We start from the raw sequence: 17,691 nt of genomic DNA, 5'->3' as shown, positions 1-17,691 counted from the left end.
TCAATAGAAATCATTGGCCCTTATATACCGGTTTGCGTTTTTCCTTGAATGCTGACAGACCCTCCAGTCGGTCAAGGGTTTTTAAAGTTGTCTGATAGCAGTCATTTTCAATTTGCAATCCTGTTTTCAAGTCGGTTTCAGCCCCTTGATTGATCGCCGCTTTTGCAGCCCTGAGTGCTAATGGGGCATTGACCGCAATCTCCTTAGCCAATTTTTTCGCTTCCTCAAGTAAATGTTGGGGTGAATATACATGACTGATGATTTTCAAGGCATGTGCCGTTTTTGCATCCAATCTCCTTGCCGTATAAATCAGTTCTTTCGCTGTCGGCATTCCGACTATCCGAGGCAGTCGCTGTGTACCGCCTGCACCAGGGATGATGCCTAATGACGTTTCAGTCAGCCCCACCTTTGCCGTTTCCGATGCGATGCGTATATCACAAGCGAGTGCCAATTCCAGCCCACCGCCAAAAGCCGAACCGTTGATCGCAGCAATGACCGGTACTGGAAGGTTTTCTACAGCCGTAATCGTGTCTCCGATCAACTTGACTGTCTCCTTGACTTTATCATCATTCATACCCGCTCTTTCCTTAAGATCCGCACCTGCACAAAACGCCTTTTCACCTGCTCCCGTTATAATGACTGTTCGTAAATTGGAATCTCTCTTCAATCCATCCAGCCCTTCGATTAAGCAATGAAGCAATTCTGTGGATAAAGCATTAGCAGCATCCGGCCGATTCAAGGTCACGAGGGCTATTCCCTTTTCTTCATACCTTATATCAACTAATGAAGTCATACATTCACCTCGATTTCGCTTATTGTGCGTTATTTACAGCCATCTGATGGCTAGGCAATGGTTTTTCCAAAAAGCTTTGCACCATGGCCGCAGCCTTCAATAGCTTTTCGGGATTGATTCCTGTGTCAATCCCCATTTTATGTAGCATATGAACCAGGTCATCCGTAGCCACATTTCCGCTCGCTCCTGGTGCATACGGGCATCCCCCTAAACCTCCGAGCGAAGAGTCGAAAGTGTCAATACCATAATTTAGTGATTCAAGGATATTTGCGAGTGCCATTCCCCTTGTATCATGAAAATGGAGGGCAATTTGGCTCATATCATATCTTTTTACAGCCTGTTCAAGGAACAGTGCAACCTGTCTTGGAGATGCGACCCCAATGGTATCACCCAACGAGACTTCATCGATGCCATATTCAAAAAGTTGATCACAAACACGGAAAACCTGATCAGTCGAAACCTCCCCTTCATACGGACAGCCGAAAACGGTTGAAACATAGCCCCTGACCGTTTTCCCGCTATTTGCTGCTGTCCTGATGACATCCTTCAATATTGGAAAGGTATCGGAAATCGACTTATTGATATTTTTTAGATTATGCGTTTCACTGGATGACATGAACACGGAAATATCATCGATATTGGCGTCAAGGGCCGACTCCAGTCCCCTTTGATTCGGAACAAGGGCCGCATAAGTGATACCAGGCTTGCGCTTTATTCCCTTAGCCACCAGGACGGCATCACTCAATTGGGGAATCCACTTTGGGTGTACGAATGAAGTCACTTCTATATAAGATAATCCTGTATCAGAGAGCTGATCGATCCACTCCATTTTGCTTTGTGCAGGTATTATGACCTTTTCATTTTGCAGCCCGTCACGGGGTCCAACTTCCTTAATTGTCACTTTTTCAGGCCAATTCATCATACCCCTCCGTCCCTTTATTCAATGACGGCCAAAACGTCGCCTTCATTTACGAAATCCCCTTCATTCACTTTTAGTTCTTTTATGGTGCCAGCTTCCTCGGCTGCAATGGGGATTTCCATTTTCATCGATTCCAAGATAATGATATCCTGTCCGTCGGTTACACTTTGCCCCTCATTTGCTACGATTTTCCAAACGCTTCCTGCCATGCTTGCCTTTAATTCTGCCATTTTATTTTCCTCCCGATCATTATGTTTTAAGTTATACAGTCAATTTTTGAATATATTTCGCAATGAAATCCGTAGTCGTATTTCCTTTGGAAAAAGCCTCATGAGAAATTATTTCCATCAGCAAAGGAAGGTTTGTTTTAATCCCTTCGATTTTATAGCTTGCCAGCGCTTCTCTTAATCTCTCAATCGCATTATCCCTCGAGTCGCCGCTCACCACCAATTTGGCGATCATCGGATCATAAAAGTGGGATACGACCGAAGTTCCATGAACGGCCAATTCATGACGGATCCCTTCACCTTCCGGAAGTTCCATGGTGGTGATCCTCCCCGGTGCCGGATAAAAGGTTTTCGGATCTTCAGCATAAATGCGGACTTCAATGGAATGTCCGTTCTGTTTAATCTCACTTTGGGTGAAATCCAATTTGTTGCCCGATGCAATTTTAATTTGCTGTTCGACTAAGTCCAGTCCCGTAATTTCTTCAGTGACAGGATGCTCTACCTGAAGGCGTGTATTCATTTCCAAGAAATAAAAGTTTTTATCTGCATCTACTAAAAATTCGAGTGTGCCCGCATTGCTATAACCGATGGATTTTACCGCTTTCACTGCAGCCATTCCCATCCTGTTTCTTGTTTCTTCGTCAAGGAAAGAAGATGGAGCCTCTTCCACGACCTTCTGGTGGCGCCTTTGAACGGAGCATTCCCTTTCCCATAAGTAAACAGCATTCCCAAAGGAATCCGCCAATACCTGAATTTCGATATGACGAGGCTTCTCAATCAATTTTTCTATGAACATATCTCCATTGCCAAAAAATAATTGGGCACGTTTTTGATTCCCTTCGAAGGCTTTGGTTAGTTCATCTTCATTAGCAACGGCCTGCATGCCGATTCCCCCGCCGCCTGCTGCTGCTTTTAACATGACTGGATAGCCAATCTTTTCGGCAACGGCTGCCGCTTCTGCACTATCAATTAACGGACGTGAAAATCCAGGCACCAATGGAAGTCCTGCTTGCTCCATCTTTTTCCTCGCCTCGACTTTATTGCCCATTTGCTGGATGATCTCTGGTTTGGGACCAATGAATATCAAGCCGGCTTCTTCGCATGAACGTGCGAAATCTGCATTTTCACTAAGAAAACCATATCCAGGATGAATGGCCTCCGCTCCGGTTTCCTTGGCTATTTCCAAAATCTTATTGACGTTTAAATAGCTTTCCTGCACTCTCGGACCACCCAATAAATATGCCTCATCCGCCAATCCCACAAAAGGCGAATCCGAATCTGCTTCCGAATGGACTGCGACAGTAAGTATTCCCAGCTTCTTGCATGTACGAATAATGCGTGATGCTATTTCTCCCCTGTTTGCGATAAGAATTTTTCGAATCATTCGATATCCTCCTTATTTAGTGCGTTCCGTTAGTAGGTCAAGAGTTTGCTGCCGAAGCTTATACTTTTGGATTTTTCCGGATGCAGTCATTGGATAAGCATCGGTAAATTGAATGTAACGCGGAATTTTATGAAAAGATATTTTCCCTTTGCAATACTCTATCAATTCTTTCTCCGTAAGGGTTTCTCCTGCTTTCAAAATGATCCATGCGGCTACCTCTTCCCCATATTTCTGATCTGGAACGCCCAGTATCTGGACATCGACAATTGCAGGGTGTTGGTAGAGGAATTCTTCAATCTCACGGGGATAAATATTTTCCCCTCCGCGAATGATCATATCTTTCAGCCGGCCAGTAATCTTGCAATAACCCCTCTCATCCATCACTGCCAAATCTCCCGTATGAAGCCAGCCTTCCGTGTCAATCGCCTGCTCAGTGGCTTCCGGGTTATTATAATAACCCTTCATTACATGGTATCCCCTCGAACAGAGTTCACCCTGCATGCCCCGCGGGACTTCCTCCCCTGTCGCCGGATCGACAATTTTCACTTCCACTTTCGGCAAAGCCCTTCCCACTGAAGAAACACGAAGTTCGATCGGATCGTCCGTTCTTGTCATCGTAATTCCTGGAGAAGATTCCGTTTGACCATAAGTAATCGTGATTTCCGTGATGCCCATCTTATTCACCACGCTTTTCATGACTTCAATCGGACATGTCGAGCCTGCCATGATACCAGTCCGTAACGAGCTTAAATCATACTGGTCAAAGTCATCGAGATTAAGTTCAGCAATGAACATCGTCGGTACACCATGAAGCCCAGTACATTTTTCGGCTTCAACTGTCTGAAGGACAACGCGTGGATTAAATTCCACAATCGGCACCATTGTTGCCCCAACTGAAACAGATGCCATCGTACCAAGGGAACAGCCGAAACAATGAAAAAACGGAACCGGGATGCATAGCCGGTCGGCTTCGGTCAGCTTCATGCACTCTGCGACATTCAATCCGTTATTGACCAAGTTGGAATGCGTCAGCATCACTCCTTTTGGAAATCCTGTCGTCCCTGATGTATATTGCATGTTAATCACATCACCTGGAGCCAATTCCTCCATTCTCATGTCGAGCGATTCCTCCGAAACGGATTCGCCTCCGCTAATGACTTCATCCCATGAAAACGTTCCGGGATAACGTTTTTCACCTAAAACGATGATATTTTTTAATTTTGGCAGTTTCTCAGATTGTAATTTTCCTGGTTCTGCATTTTTCAATTCAGGTACGATTTCGTACAGCGTATCTATATATGAATGATCCTTATATTGTTCCATCAGGATGATCGTCGTCGAATCGGATTGCTTAAGCAGGTATTCCAGTTCACTTGTGCGGTAATTAGTATTGACCGTCACCAGCACCCCGCCCATTTTCGCGGTGGAAAATTGGGATATAAGCCATTCCGGTTTATTGGATGCCCAAATGGCGATATGTTCCCCTTTTTTAATATCCAGTGACATGAACCCCCTGGCAGCCTTTCGGCAAATCTTTTCAAATTCGCGATAAGAATGGCGCAGGCCTAGTTCATGGTACACAACTGCTTCATTACCACCGTATTGTTGAGCTGTCCTTTCAAGCAATTTCCCGATCGTAACATCTAGCAAATCAGACATCAAACTCCTCCTAATCAAATAAAGGTAAGAATGAACGCTTTTTGCTGAATAGATAACATCTGCTTTTCACCCAAATGAACCCCAAGCATCAAGTTCATTTTACGTTCCGTAAAGATTAACAGCCTAATTGCCTGGCGATAACGAGTCTTTGAATTTCGGATGTACCTTCACCAATTTCCAATAACTTAGCATCTCTTAAATAGCGTTCCACTTCATATTCACGCATGTAACCAGAGCCGCCGTGTATTTGAATCGCTTGATTGCTGGCGCGAAACGAGGTCTCACTAGCAAAGAGCTTGGCGTATGCCGCTTCCTTTGCAAAAGGTTTTTTATTGTCTTTTAACCATGCAGCCTTATATACCATATTCCTCGCCAATTCGATTTCCATCGCCATATCTGCAAGCTTGAATTGAATGGCCTGGAAATTTGATATGGTTTTACCGAATTGAATGCGCTCTTTTGAAAAAGCTAAAGCTCTGTCAAAGGCAGCCTGAGCGATACCGACGGCCAAAGCTGCAATGGAAATCCGTCCTCCATCAAGCGTGAATAGGAATTGTTTGAACCCTTTGTCCGGATCTCCCAATAAATTTTCCTTTGGCACCCGAACATTATCCAGAATGATTTCACAAGTATTGGAAGCCCGGACTCCCATTTTTTCATAATTGCTGTTGATCGTCAGCCCTTGGGTATCGGTTGGCACGATGAATGCCGAGATGATGTTTTTGCCCTTTGAATCTTTTCCCGATACAGCAGTGACAGTAACCGTTCTTGAATAGCTGGCATTTGTTATCCATGTTTTTTCGCCATTAATCACATATTCATCACCATCCAACACGGCAGTCGTTCTCGTACCGCCAGCATCGGAACCCGCATTAGGCTCTGTCAACCCGAAAGCTGCCAGGGTTTCACCGGTCGTGATTGGAACCAGATATTTTTGCTTCTGTTCTTCGGTTCCAAAATAGTAAATTGGACTTGCCCCGAGCGAAACGGCTGCGGCATAACTTAAGCCGGTTCCCCCGCACGCCTTGCCAATCTCTTCAACTGCAATGGCATACGAAATCGTATCTCCGCCCGAACCGCCATATTCTTCAGGAAACGGAATTCCAAGCAACCCGAGTTTCCCCATTTTTTTGAATACATCCTCCGCAAACATGGACTTTGCGTCCAACTCTATCGCAATCGGTTTAATTTCCTTTTCAGCAAATTCCCTTACCATTTCCTTAATCATCTGCTGTTCTTTTGTAAGTGAAAAATCCATATGTTCATTCCCCTTTCTATTGAGACCGACTAGTTGGTCTGTACAAATCAAGTTGATTGTTCAATCCACAACAACTTGGTTCTTCAGTAAAAATGGCTGGGTGATTTCCGCTTCTTTTTGTTTATCTATCAATAGGGCATTCAGAATTAAATCCACGTAAATATCACCGATTTCGTCGATCGTTTTTCCGCCGTCCCTTTTGTACCATTTGTAGGACCAGTTCACCATGCCCAGAATTGACATTCCGGTAATTTCCACTGGCAATTCGCTGCGGAATACTCCCTTGTCAATACCTTCTTTGATAACGGAAAAAATGATTTCTTTATACGTTTGACGCTTTTTTTTGATTGCTTCAACATAAGGTGGTTTTAAGTAAATGCTTTCTTGATAGAAAACTGAGATGTGTGGTTTATAGAGGTCAAAAACTTTAACAAATGATTGAATGATCTTTTGCATTTTTTCTGTTGGATGGGTACTTTCTGAAATGGCTTCCTGTGCTTTTATTAAAACATATGAAATAAAGTAATTATGGATGACAAATAAGAGTTCATCTTTGGAAGAGAAATGGTGATAAAAACCACCTTTGCTAGTTCCGCATGCCTTAACGATTTCGTTGACGGAGACACCATGAAAACCATGCTGATCGAAGAGCGTCAACGATGTTTCAATTATTTTTTCTTTTAACTCCGTAAGACTGCACCCCCTTTGTATCCGCTTACATTCCATCCAGAATAAAGAGCTTGATTATGTATAAACTGGATTTATTTAGATTTTACCAAATAATTAAAAATTGTCAATTTTTAATTATCAACAAAAAAACAGCCCTCAAAACCAAGAGCCGTCAATCCAGTTTATTTAAGAAGCAGTCGATACCATGTCATTTACTACCCTTGACCGGTTTAACTTGGGCTTTTACAAGCTGCCATCCATTATTATATTTCCACACTGATTTGATCTCCAGTATCGGATCACGCTCATCGGACCCTTTTACATTTTGGATTCCGATAAGCGCTTTTCCTTTTCCAAAAACGGTCTTGAAATCCAGTGAAGAGTATGGATCAACCAAAAGCTCTGTCGGTTCATTTAGTTTTCCATTTTGATAAATGCCCAATTTATCATAAGCTTGTTTTCTGGAACTGACATCCATCACCACAGGTTTTTGACCTTCAATAATGATTTCCGCTTTGTATCCGTCAAGAAATTGTGCCATTACAGGAACGGATGGCGGTACTTCAAGCTCCTTCACTTTTCCATCCTTGAATGTATAGGCGTAACTGGATATCAACCGCTCTCTACCTTCCATCAAAACCGTAACCAATACATCCTGGACCCCATCATCATTCAAGTCGGCAACCTTTAGATCTGGATTATACCCAGCTTCAAGCGGGACGTCGATTGTACGGCGATTGCTTTCCACACTTAACTCAATTTTTTTCAGAAACTTACTACCTTCCTCATAAGGCAGTCCCTGAACCTGGATGATGTCTATTTTCTGGTCACCTGTTACATCTCTTTTAGTTGAAATATATGTGCCATCCACCTGAAAATTTTTATCATGCGCTTCAACCGCTTGATAGCTCAAAAATAGTGAGATGACTAAAACCGCATATTTTAGCAGATCTAACTTTTTCATAGTGATAACCTCTCTTTTCAAAGATGAACTAATTTGACATTTGTCGCCGTTTGAACTTTCGACGCTGATCTTTCATGAAGATGGACCAGAAATAATAGAACCCTGGTACTAATATTGCAAAGCCCACGATATACGTGGCAAACACGGCCCGGAATGAGGTTGGATCGGTAAATCCTGATAGAATCGTGACATTTGGATAGATGATATAAGGTAAATGAGCGATACCATAAACATAACTGCTGATTAAATACTGTATGATAATCGCAATGACAGCGAGGCGTGGCATCCCTTTAACCTCCTGCTTAGAAAAATAGGGTAGGTACAGTGCTATCCCGCTAATGATGAAAAAAATGAGCGAGATGAATAACAATGCAGAGTTTTTCATCATTCCTTGGTAAATCCAATTCGCTTCGTTTCTTAACGTGAGCATGACCAACAGAGCCATGACCAACATAAGCGGTCCCGTTATCATTGCATCCCTGCGATATATTTTGTATGCTTTCATTTCGTCGGCCTGTTTTGAGTAATCGGACAGGAGCAAAGAAGATAAAAAAAGCGTGCTCATAATGCCGAATCCCACAAATGCATACTCATTCGGGCTCGTGAAAAGTTTAGATAAATTCAATTCTTCATTTCCTCTCACACCTTCGACAAACCCAAGATGAGTGATTGGCAATACGCTGATTAATAGCCCCGGTATGATCAATCCCGTCAATCCTGAGATATACGTTAACGCTTTTTCATATTTGTCAACGCTATGCGAGAAAACCAAGAAAGCACTCCTAATACATAGCAGAACCAATATCAGGCTCGCTGGAACGATCAAGGCTACCCCAATCGGGAATACCGCACCTGGGAATAAACTGTAAATCGCAATGACAAGACCAACCACAAAAGTATTCGTCACTTCCCAAGTTGGTGATAAATAGCTATTCGCTATCTTGGTAGCATTCGTCTCTTCCTTTTTAATGTAAGTCATTGCCCAGAAGCCCGCGCCAAAATCCATAGAGGCCATGATGGCATAAAGAAAAATAAAACCCCAGACCAGTGTTATTGCAAGAAGAGCATCACTCATTCGCCTTCCCCCCTTTTATGAATTCGAATCGAAAAGTCTTACACCTTTCTGTTCTGCTTTATATATATCATCCATTACGGAATGACGTTTGTAATAATACAAAAGTGTAAACACGACAGAAACGCATAAAATGATATATACAATAATGAACATCGTGAATAAGAATCCAAGGTTTTCGTACGAAGTGACTGAATCCTCCGTTGTCAGCATCCTGTATATCGTCCAAGGCTGTCTGCCGGTACAGGCAAAAATCCAACCGCATTCTATCGAAATCACCGAAAGCGGCCCTGATGCAACAAACAGCCAAAGAATCCATTTCGGATATGTCTCCTTTTTCAGCCATTTATTCCATACCAATGCAAACAGTGCCAACGCGATTAAGCCTGAACCAATCATGACCATGGCATTGAATAAGATATGGACATAAAGCGGCGGCCAATACTCTTCCGGAAAATCATTCAAACCGGTCACAACCGTATCAAAGCTATTACCAGATAGAAAGCTTAATAACCATGGAAATTCAATCCCATACTTCACTTCCTGAGCTTCCCTATCGGTATAACCGAACAAGGTAAGTCCGGCATGGTCCTGTGTTTCAAACAACCCTTCTGCCGCTGCCAGTTTTTCCGGCTGTTCCCTATATAAATGCTGCGTAGTCGCATGACCGTTCAATGCCGTCAAAAACGAAAAAACCAAGCCCAAGACAATACTGAGCCTCAGTGCTTTTTGGTGAAAATTAAATTCAGCAGTGCCATATTTATTTTTCAGCATCTTATAGGCTGCGACGGACGCCACGACAAAAGCGCCTGTAGTATAAGCAGTCAGGGCCGTATGACCTGCCGTCACCAAGAAACTTGGGTTAAAAAATGCCGCCCAAGGATCGACATCGACGATTTCCCCATTTTCAAACCGGAACCCAGCAGGTGTCCCTTCAAAAGCATGGACATTCGAAATCAAAACAGCCGAAGCCAATGCTCCGAATGCAACAAAGAATAAACTCACGATTCGGGCCCATGGCTTGATTTTTTCAGCAGCATACACATAGATTGACATGAATAGCGCTTCAACCATGAATGCATAAATCTCGATTTGGAATGGAAGCGCCATGACACGTCCTATCACTTCCATGAACCCAGGCCATAATAGTGACAGCTGCACACCCGCAATCGTACCAGTCGGAATCCCGACCCCAAGTAAAACCCCTAATGTTTTGGTCCAGCGTTTAGCCATGACGACATACTGTAAATCCTTTGTCCTTTGATACATCAATTCAGCTGCCAACATCATCATCGGCAACCCGACGCCAATCGTTGCAAATATGATATGTACAGCCATATTCGTCCCGAACATTGCGCGGGCCATTTGTATATGATCCATACTGTCTTCCTTTCTACCCTTTGTCTCTTGGTAGTATCTCCTCTGTAAAGGAAAATATTTAATAATATTCCACAAACTAATTTTTCATAGGTTTTGCAGAAGCTCGGTATTCACTTAATGATGTTTTTGGATGATTGTTTACTATATATTCTACCGAGGTTATTTTTGGTATATATATTACGTGGAATTCACCAATGCACTAAAAAATTTGTTACTAAGCCTTTAGATGACAAATTATTGAATATCCTTCATAAATGGTGACCCAATCGGAATAAGATAGCGTAAATCCCATATAGAAAGTGTAACAAGAGAGGAGAAAAACATTTTGTCCTTTTCCAAAGATCCGTTATCACCCGAACAAATGCTGGCTGTGATCAAAAATGGCCTGGGGCCTACCCCAATCCCCAAAAAAATCATTATCATTGGTGCAGGCATGTCTGGATTGGTTGCAGCATCCCTTTTAAAACAAGCGGGGCACGATGTTACGATATTGGAAGCAACCGGGAGGGTCGGAGGGCGTGTTTTGACCATACGGGAGCCATTTTTAGAAGGTTCCTACCTTGAAGCCGGTGCCATGCGCATTCCCAATTATCATTACTTAGTTGCTGAATACATCAAGAAGTATGGTTTACGAGTCAACACCTTTGTGAATGCGACTCCTAATGATCCCATTTATGCCAATGGAATCAAGACGACCGCTGCCATATATCAACAGAACCCGGATATACTGAGGTATCCTGTAGCTCCCCATGAAAGGGGTAAAACAGCTGAAGAATTACTTAACATGGCAATCAAGCCTGTGACTGACTTCATCATTCAAAACCCGCGTAGAAATTGGGAAATTGTCATTAAAGAGTTTGATAAATACTCCATGAGCTTCTTTTTGCAGTATAATCCAGTCGGAATCAGTCTATCTACAGGGGCGATTGAAAGCATCAAAGTCCTGATGGGTTTAGAGGGATTCCCGGAACTTTCTTTTCCGGCCATACTTCGGGAGCTTATGCCGCTCTTTAATCCAGACGTGAAATTTTTTTCAATCGAAGGAGGAAACGACCGGCTTCCTTATGCCTTTCTACCGGAATTGAAGGATAATTTAATCTTCAGATATGAAGTGACAAAGATCATCCAACATGATAATCAAGTCACCATCCATTCCAAACATACTCAAAGTCAAAACCCCTTAACGGTTACCGGTGATCTTGCCATCGTGACGATCCCTCTTCAATTGCTGCAATTTATAGATATTGAACCCCGGAATTCCTTTTCCCATAATAAATGGAAGGCAATAAGGGAACTCCATTATGCTGCTTCCACAAAAATTGGACTTCAATTCACACATAGGTTTTGGGAAAAGGAAGGAATCTTCGGCGGTAAATTGACGACAGATTTACCTATTAGATTTTCTTATTATCCCAGCCAAACGAGCAACCAGAGTGAATCCGGTCTCATCTTAGCAAGTTATACATGGGAAGATGATGCCACTTTATGGGATATCCTACCAGAAAAAGATCGCATACAACACGCATTGAAAAATTTGGCAGTGATCCATGGTAATCAAGTATATGATCATTTTTTATCAGGAGCTTCTTATAGCTGGACATTGAATCAGTATTCCTACGGCGCTTTCTCTATGTTTAAGCCTGGTCAGGAAACGGACTTGTTTCCATACATCCCAACTCCTGAAGGAAGGGTCCACTTCGCTGGAGAGCATACATCAACCGTACCAGCATGGATTGAAGGAGCCATTCAATCCGGAATCAGGGTTGCACATGAAGTGACAAATCTGCCTAGAACTTTCGGTGGCCCTTGAATGGACCATTTCCTTGGCTATTAAGTAACCTCATCAACAAAGAACACTGACAAAAAACCTCCCATTTGGAAGTTTTTTACAGTTTGTAGACAAAAGGGGTTCGGAATTAAAAAATTCTGAACCCCTTTTGAAATTCCCTTTGAATTTTCGCCTAAAGTTAAGAGATTGCGGCTCTACGAGCCCACATGTTAGGCCATTTTTGGACCGCGCCTTGTCCAATTGGCCATCTTCTTTAAATTAATGGCAGCGAAAGTAAGCATCTCCTGCATTGACAATTTTTTAAGTCCCCTTAAAGTAGTCCAACGCATACCATGCTTTTCTTTTGCATCTGCGAATACACACTCAATCGTTTCTTTACGTTTTGCATATATAGGTTTTACATCTTGATGATGACGTAGATGATCTGCTTCTTCCACATGTGTTTGCCAGATATGCCGGGTCACCACTTTTTGACAGGCTTTGCTTTCTGTACACCGAGATAAAAATGAGCATGTTGTACAAATTTGTTTTGGCGATTTGTACTCACGATAACCCTCTTTATTTGTTGTTGAGTATTTTAAAGTTTCGCCCGAAGGGCAAAGGCAACAATCAAAATGTTCATCGTATACATAGTCTTGTTTGCGGAAAAATCCTTCTTTGATGCGAGGACGTGTATAAGGTAAAGCCGGTATGATTTCTTTGTTAAATAGGTAGCTTGTAATCGCTGGTGTTTTATAAGCTGCATTTGCAGCAACGGCTTCCGGTTTTCCAACTTGCTCAATCATTTGTTCAACTAGTGGCTCTAAGATCTGACTGTCATGTATATTTCCAGGTGTTACAATCGTTCCCAATACAAAACCGTTGCGGTCGCGTGGAATGAATAGGCAAACTGTTTTGTTAGTTCATCTTTCACATAGTAGCCACTCTCACTCTCAGAATCCGTTATACTTTCTTTTTAATCTCTTTAGTCTCTTCTTTATCAAATTTATCTGGTGGAAAAGGCTTTTTTCCATGGTTTTCACGATCTTGATTGATTTCTTCTTGAAGACGTCCTTGATACGCTCGTGTTTCATTACGAACGATTTTCTTTTCAAATTTCCGTTTATTCGCACTGGCTTTCACATGTGTGGAATCCGCGAAAACGTGTACAGCACTTATTAACTTTTTATTAGCAGCTGTCATTAAAATGCGATATAAAATCTGTTCAAACAGGTCTGTATCTTTAAAGCGTCGCTCATAATTTTTCCCGAACGTGGAGTAGGAGGTACTTTATCATGGAAACCATAGCCTAAGAACCAACGGTAAGCCATATTGGTTTCAACTTCTTCAATCGTTTTACGCATGGAACGAATACCGAAGGTATATTGAATGAAAGTCAGTTTAACTAAAATAACTGGATCAATACTTGGGCGTCCTAAATCTGAATACATATCTTTCACCAAGTCATAAATGAAAGTGAAGACAATGGCAGCCTCCATTTTACGAACCAAATGGTTCGGTGGCACCAGTTGATCTAAAGTAATCATTTCAGTTAATCTCGCTGAATAGAATCATGTTTAGAAAGCATCCTCATCACCTCAAGTTTTAATACTTCTATTTTAAAACAAAAATGACTCCAGGCAAAAGTGTTCTAACTAAAAGGTAAGACAATGTTGATTGGAGCGGGTGTACGAGACTCCTGCTTAGAAAAGCGCGTCTAGGGGAGACCCCGCAGGCGAAAGCCGAGGGCCGCCCGCCCGCGGAAAGCGAGTGCCCTACGTTCCAATCAACGTTCAAATTGTACAAGCCATAAAAATAGACAAACTCGATTTTCATCTAGTTTGTCTACAGTCTGAAAAAACCTTCCATTTGGAAGGTTTTCATTCTTATGCCCATTCACTTTATCCCACCTTTTGAACCGAAGTCTACGATCCTTAAGTCCACTTCATAATTAATATCGGCTTTACTGAAAACTTCGTCCCATTTATTCTTATTTTTCTCCCAAAACTTTGGATGCTGATTTTGCACATAACGATACAATCCTGCTACCCCTGTTTTATAATCATGCTGTAATTTGTATACGATTTTCTTGACATCCTTTTTCACTTCATCCTCGGCAATACGCTCAACCTCTTTTAAATAGGCTTTTTCAAAAGAATTCTCCTTACCATACCAATCTTCCGAAAGTCTTGCTGTGTACCCGACCTCAATATTGATCGTCAAATGATCACCATTCAATTCCGTAGTGATTTTCCTCCTTGTCCTATTGATCACTTCGACACTTAAAGGCTTACCGTGTTGGACCGCTTCGATTACTCCACCCTTTACCTCTCCGTTCAGCCAATTTAATGCAGCAATATCTTCATCATTCATGACCCCGACCAACTTTGAATTGTTGATCACCCCTGCACCCGCCAAAATTAATTTCCCACCCCTAATATCAACGGCCTGAATGGCAAAGCTTCCATCTGACTGTAAATTTGAGGATGCTTTGCCCAGTGTTAAAGGCGGAAGTATCTTATTCGTTCTGTGCTCATTATCTTTCAATTCATAGATTACATTCGAGGGAATCTCCCCTTCTTCGGATCGTCCCAAAATTTCTTTCGTCGGTCTCTTCGTTAAATAAACATGACAGCTTCTCCTTGTATTATTATCGCGTATTGACTGATTAATGATCGCTTCCATCGGGATTTTCCTTAATACATCTTCATTAATGAGGATGATACGCTGATGATTGGTTAATACCGTATTGGTAATGAGTAAAGAATCCCTAATTGCTTCATGAAGTGTTTTGGCACTGACGGTAACATTTTTATATTTTAGTTGGGCCTGATTCTCCTGAACACTATTTCCTGGAGGCACCAGAATTTGCTGTGTTAACATGATTTCGTCATCCTTTTTGCTTTTATCGATCCCCACTCCAACTACAAGGGATAACTCTTCAATATTTTCACTGTCCCAACAGCCTGTAAGTAAAGGAATAAGCAAGATCAACCATAATCTTTTCATCCGCTTCTTCTACTCCTTTTCAATTGAACGATTACGAATGTAATAATTGGTAAGCCAATCAATATAACCGGAAATAGATATCCAAGCAAATCGCTCATTTTTAAAATTCCAGTTATATCTTTAGGGATTTTGGCCAGAAGAAAAACGACGGGAACCAAGACAATAAGGTTCGTTGTATATGAATTGCTAAATATTTTTGTCATTCCTTCTGCTGCAAAGTAAAAGTAAATTGCATGTGTTAAAAAAAACTGAAGAATCCAAGTGATTAAGAGAAATAGCTCCATACGCTCTAAAAATATCCCTGTTACTTCAAAGGACTGAACAAAAGAAATGGTTGGCAAAGTAACCGCTTCGACTTCCGGGACGGTCAGCGTAGCTACGACCAATACATATGTAATCACATATAAAATCAGCGGGATGAAAAAACCGATTAAAACGCCACTTTTTATCTTGTTTTGATTTTTAACGACGCCAAACAAAAAGATGAAAAGTTCAATTCCAAAAAAAGACAAAGTTCCGGAGCCCATTCCTTTCATGACTGGTAGAAATCCTTTCGCAAGAACAGGCTGGAGGTTTCTTAACTCTACAATCCTGAGACTGAACAAATAAATGAGCAAGACGATGACGATTGTCAAAGGAAGAAAGAAGACACAAGCCTTTGCTATGGCTTTTATTTTGCCTGTCAAAAGATGGACACTCGCTAAAATCATGGAAAGTATCACGATTTCAACTGGTGTTTCCTCCAACAAATAAAACCGGACCATTTCACTCATCGCAAGAACTTCAAAGCTGGCCACGCCTATAAAGTACACCACCACAACCAACCCAATAAGTTTGGAGAGCCATTTTCCATAGGCCTCCTCCATGTACGTGTAATAGTCAGCGACCTTATGTTTTTTTAACAGAACAACCAATAAGCATAACAAAAGGGCAATAGCAATCCCATTTAAGATCAAGACGATCCATCCATCGGTCGAATGGATTTTTTCCGTTAACGTCCTTGGAAGGGTCAGCATTCCAATTCCTAACATGCTGCATGAAATGATCGCAGCCAATTCGCCACTAAGAATTTTGCCGTCGGACAGGCTCATAAGAATCCCCCCCTTTTTTCCGCTTCGGTAACCTCAGGAACGCATCCCTCCAGGTCTTTTCACCGATAAAATCCATTGGTTGAAAATAAGGTTCTTGGAAACTCGTCAATTTTGACAAATGACTGATAACAATGATAAAGAATAATGTAGTTCCGTATAAACCTAAAACGGCGGCAAAAATCATCGCCCCGAACCTTAATGCCCTGAACGCCAGTCCAAAGCTATATTGCGGGACCGTAAAAGAGGTAATCGTCGTGATCGAAACGATTATGACCATGAGGGAACTTACAATATTGGCTTGAACTGCCGCTTGTCCAATAATGACCCCGCCAACCAATCCAACCGTTTGACCAATGGGCGATGGGAGCCGAATACCTGCTTCGCGAAGGAGTTCAATCGTTACTTCCATGATGATGGCTTCAACAAACGGCGGAAATGGCACGTTCTCCCTTGTACCCGCAATTGTCATCGCCAGTTCTGACGGAAGCAATCCAGGGTTGAACGAAACCAAGGATATATAAATCCCTGAAAGAAATACGGTAACAAATAAAGATAAATAGCGAAGTATACGTAAAAAAGAACCCGCTACCCACCTTTCATAATAATCATCCGGTGACTGCAGCAGCATCGTGATCGTCGTTGGTGCCATCAAAGCAAATGGCGATCCGTCAACCATGATGACCACCCTTCCCTCCTGCAATGCAGCCAATACTTTATCTGGACGCTCCGTATTTTGGATTTGCGGGAAAGGGGTTAACGCTGTATCTTCAATTAATTCCTCAAGCATCCCCGAGTCTTGGAGATCAGTAGCTTTCACTTCATTTATCCGTTTATTCACTTCTTTTAGCAAAGAATCGCTAGCTTTTCCTTCATAATAGATCAATGCAACTTCCCGTTTTTCCATCGTCCCGAACTTCTGTTGTTGGACGATAAGGTTGGGATGGTTCGAATATTGCCTTATCAAGCCGATATTTTCTTGAAGACTTTCGATAAACCCAAGCTTCGGTCCCCTGACAACCCTCTCTGTTGAAGGTTCACCCAGTGTACGAACTTTTTCCTTTTTCAGATTCAAGACATAACCATTTACAATTCCATCTATAAATAAAAGCGTTTTTCCGTCAAAAATATGCTCTTTGGCTGTTTCATATGTTTCAACATCATCCTGTTCCCTGACTGAACAGATTTTGGAAATGACCAGCTGTTCGATAGAAACCGGATGCCTAGTTTCAACCTGGGCAGCCGATAGATCCAGGACTATCTCATTGAATGCAGGATAGTCCATCGTTCCATTGACAAATACGAATAATCCCGAAACTTCATAACCGGGAATGAATATCTGTTTAAATACTACATCATCCTGCATATCCAATTCAGATTTCAATTCTTCCTGCTTTTGATCCAATTTAATATGCAAGGGTTTACTTTTCATGGTGAACTCCTTTGGTTAAATGGGGTTTTTATATTCTCAGTTTCCGCTATTTACAATATTTTTATGCGA

Annotated in this window: 14 protein-coding genes and 1 pseudogene; 1 reads left to right on the top strand and 14 read right to left on the bottom strand. The window is 42.0% G+C overall.

Annotated features, from left to right (window positions below; genetic code table 11):
* Nucleotides 1-10: 10 nt before the first annotated feature.
* The 10 genes from NYE65_RS24285 to NYE65_RS24240 form a co-directional block, all read right to left on the bottom strand.
* Nucleotides 11-793, bottom strand: coding sequence for an enoyl-CoA hydratase (locus tag NYE65_RS24285; RefSeq protein ID WP_340861908.1), 783 nt, complete (start codon nucleotides 791-793; stop codon nucleotides 11-13).
* A gap of 19 nt (nucleotides 794-812) precedes the next feature.
* Nucleotides 813-1,715, bottom strand: a complete 903-nt coding sequence (locus NYE65_RS24280; RefSeq protein WP_328177141.1) for a hydroxymethylglutaryl-CoA lyase — start codon at nucleotides 1,713-1,715, stop codon at nucleotides 813-815.
* Nucleotides 1,716-1,729: 14 nt separating this feature from the next.
* Nucleotides 1,730-1,942 carry an acetyl-CoA carboxylase biotin carboxyl carrier protein subunit gene (locus NYE65_RS24275; RefSeq protein ID WP_034312225.1) on the bottom strand — a complete coding sequence of 71 codons (213 nt, stop codon included), beginning with the start codon at nucleotides 1,940-1,942 and terminating at the stop codon, nucleotides 1,730-1,732.
* Between the two features lie 31 nt (nucleotides 1,943-1,973).
* Nucleotides 1,974-3,323 carry an acetyl-CoA carboxylase biotin carboxylase subunit gene (locus NYE65_RS24270; protein WP_340861907.1) on the bottom strand — a complete coding sequence of 450 codons (1,350 nt, stop codon included), beginning with the start codon at nucleotides 3,321-3,323 and terminating at the stop codon, nucleotides 1,974-1,976.
* A gap of 12 nt (nucleotides 3,324-3,335) precedes the next feature.
* Nucleotides 3,336-4,973 carry an AMP-binding protein gene (locus NYE65_RS24265; RefSeq protein WP_340862181.1) on the bottom strand — a complete coding sequence of 546 codons (1,638 nt, stop codon included), beginning with the start codon at nucleotides 4,971-4,973 and terminating at the stop codon, nucleotides 3,336-3,338.
* 124 nt (nucleotides 4,974-5,097) lie between these two features.
* Nucleotides 5,098-6,240 (bottom strand): acyl-CoA dehydrogenase, encoded by a 1,143-nt coding sequence (locus NYE65_RS24260; protein ID WP_034312230.1) that lies wholly within the window; start codon nucleotides 6,238-6,240, stop codon nucleotides 5,098-5,100.
* Nucleotides 6,241-6,300: 60 nt separating this feature from the next.
* Entirely contained in the window at nucleotides 6,301-6,966 is a 666-nt protein-coding gene (locus NYE65_RS24255) for a TetR/AcrR family transcriptional regulator (protein ID WP_340861906.1), read from the bottom strand.
* A 151-nt stretch (nucleotides 6,967-7,117) separates the two neighbouring features.
* Nucleotides 7,118-7,873, bottom strand: a complete 756-nt coding sequence (locus NYE65_RS24250; RefSeq protein WP_048680669.1) for a hypothetical protein — start codon at nucleotides 7,871-7,873, stop codon at nucleotides 7,118-7,120.
* A 28-nt stretch (nucleotides 7,874-7,901) separates the two neighbouring features.
* On the bottom strand, nucleotides 7,902-8,948 hold the full coding sequence (locus NYE65_RS24245; protein ID WP_340861905.1) for a cytochrome d ubiquinol oxidase subunit II: 1,047 nt from the start codon (nucleotides 8,946-8,948) through the stop codon (nucleotides 7,902-7,904).
* A 15-nt stretch (nucleotides 8,949-8,963) separates the two neighbouring features.
* The gene (locus NYE65_RS24240; protein ID WP_328177145.1) at nucleotides 8,964-10,325 is read right to left on the bottom strand and encodes a cytochrome ubiquinol oxidase subunit I; all 1,362 of its coding nucleotides are present in this window, start codon (nucleotides 10,323-10,325) and stop codon (nucleotides 8,964-8,966) included.
* Between the two features lie 361 nt (nucleotides 10,326-10,686).
* Between NYE65_RS24240 and NYE65_RS24235 the strand changes: the two genes are divergently transcribed.
* Nucleotides 10,687-12,135: a flavin monoamine oxidase family protein gene (locus NYE65_RS24235; RefSeq protein WP_239861430.1), complete on the top strand. Its 1,449-nt coding sequence runs from the start codon at nucleotides 10,687-10,689 to the stop codon at nucleotides 12,133-12,135.
* 188 nt (nucleotides 12,136-12,323) lie between these two features.
* Here NYE65_RS24235 and NYE65_RS24230 read toward each other — a convergent pair.
* The 4 genes and pseudogenes from NYE65_RS24230 to NYE65_RS24215 form a co-directional block, all read right to left on the bottom strand.
* A pseudogene (locus tag NYE65_RS24230) lies at nucleotides 12,324-13,681 on the bottom strand (IS1182 family transposase).
* A 308-nt stretch (nucleotides 13,682-13,989) separates the two neighbouring features.
* On the bottom strand, nucleotides 13,990-15,102 hold the full coding sequence (locus NYE65_RS24225) for a Ger(x)C family spore germination protein (protein ID WP_328177146.1): 1,113 nt from the start codon (nucleotides 15,100-15,102) through the stop codon (nucleotides 13,990-13,992).
* Nucleotides 15,099-16,193, bottom strand: a complete 1,095-nt coding sequence (locus NYE65_RS24220; RefSeq protein ID WP_340861904.1) for a GerAB/ArcD/ProY family transporter — start codon at nucleotides 16,191-16,193, stop codon at nucleotides 15,099-15,101. Before NYE65_RS24220 ends, NYE65_RS24225 begins: the two co-directional genes overlap by 4 nt.
* Nucleotides 16,165-17,622, bottom strand: a complete 1,458-nt coding sequence (locus NYE65_RS24215) for a spore germination protein (RefSeq protein ID WP_340861903.1) — start codon at nucleotides 17,620-17,622, stop codon at nucleotides 16,165-16,167. The genes NYE65_RS24220 and NYE65_RS24215 overlap by 29 nt, the downstream gene beginning before the upstream one ends.
* Between the last annotated feature and the right edge of the window lie 69 nt (nucleotides 17,623-17,691).

Origin of the sequence: Peribacillus sp. FSL R5-0717, from assembly GCF_038002945.1 — a bacterium.
GTDB lineage: Bacteria > Bacillota > Bacilli > Bacillales > DSM-1321 > Peribacillus > Peribacillus frigoritolerans.
The sequence above is the reverse complement of the archived record's forward strand: the minus strand, read 5'-3'. Positions and strand labels throughout refer to the sequence as shown.

Coding starts and splice junctions, on each gene's coding strand:
- NYE65_RS24240 (WP_328177145.1), bottom strand. CDS start 10,325: ATGGATCATATACAAATGGCCCGCGCAATGTTCGGGACGAATATGGCT.
- NYE65_RS24235 (WP_239861430.1), top strand. CDS start 10,687: ATGCTGGCTGTGATCAAAAATGGCCTGGGGCCTACCCCAATCCCCAAA.
- NYE65_RS24270 (WP_340861907.1), bottom strand. CDS start 3,323: ATGATTCGAAAAATTCTTATCGCAAACAGGGGAGAAATAGCATCACGC.
- NYE65_RS24225 (WP_328177146.1), bottom strand. CDS start 15,102: ATGAAAAGATTATGGTTGATCTTGCTTATTCCTTTACTTACAGGCTGT.
- NYE65_RS24275 (WP_034312225.1), bottom strand. CDS start 1,942: ATGGCAGAATTAAAGGCAAGCATGGCAGGAAGCGTTTGGAAAATCGTA.
- NYE65_RS24260 (WP_034312230.1), bottom strand. CDS start 6,240: ATGGATTTTTCACTTACAAAAGAACAGCAGATGATTAAGGAAATGGTA.
- NYE65_RS24255 (WP_340861906.1), bottom strand. CDS start 6,966: ATGGAATGTAAGCGGATACAAAGGGGGTGCAGTCTTACGGAGTTAAAA.
- NYE65_RS24245 (WP_340861905.1), bottom strand. CDS start 8,948: ATGAGTGATGCTCTTCTTGCAATAACACTGGTCTGGGGTTTTATTTTT.
- NYE65_RS24250 (WP_048680669.1), bottom strand. CDS start 7,873: ATGAAAAAGTTAGATCTGCTAAAATATGCGGTTTTAGTCATCTCACTA.
- NYE65_RS24280 (WP_328177141.1), bottom strand. CDS start 1,715: ATGATGAATTGGCCTGAAAAAGTGACAATTAAGGAAGTTGGACCCCGT.
- NYE65_RS24215 (WP_340861903.1), bottom strand. CDS start 17,622: ATGAAAAGTAAACCCTTGCATATTAAATTGGATCAAAAGCAGGAAGAA.
- NYE65_RS24285 (WP_340861908.1), bottom strand. CDS start 793: ATGACTTCATTAGTTGATATAAGGTATGAAGAAAAGGGAATAGCCCTC.
- NYE65_RS24220 (WP_340861904.1), bottom strand. CDS start 16,193: ATGAGCCTGTCCGACGGCAAAATTCTTAGTGGCGAATTGGCTGCGATC.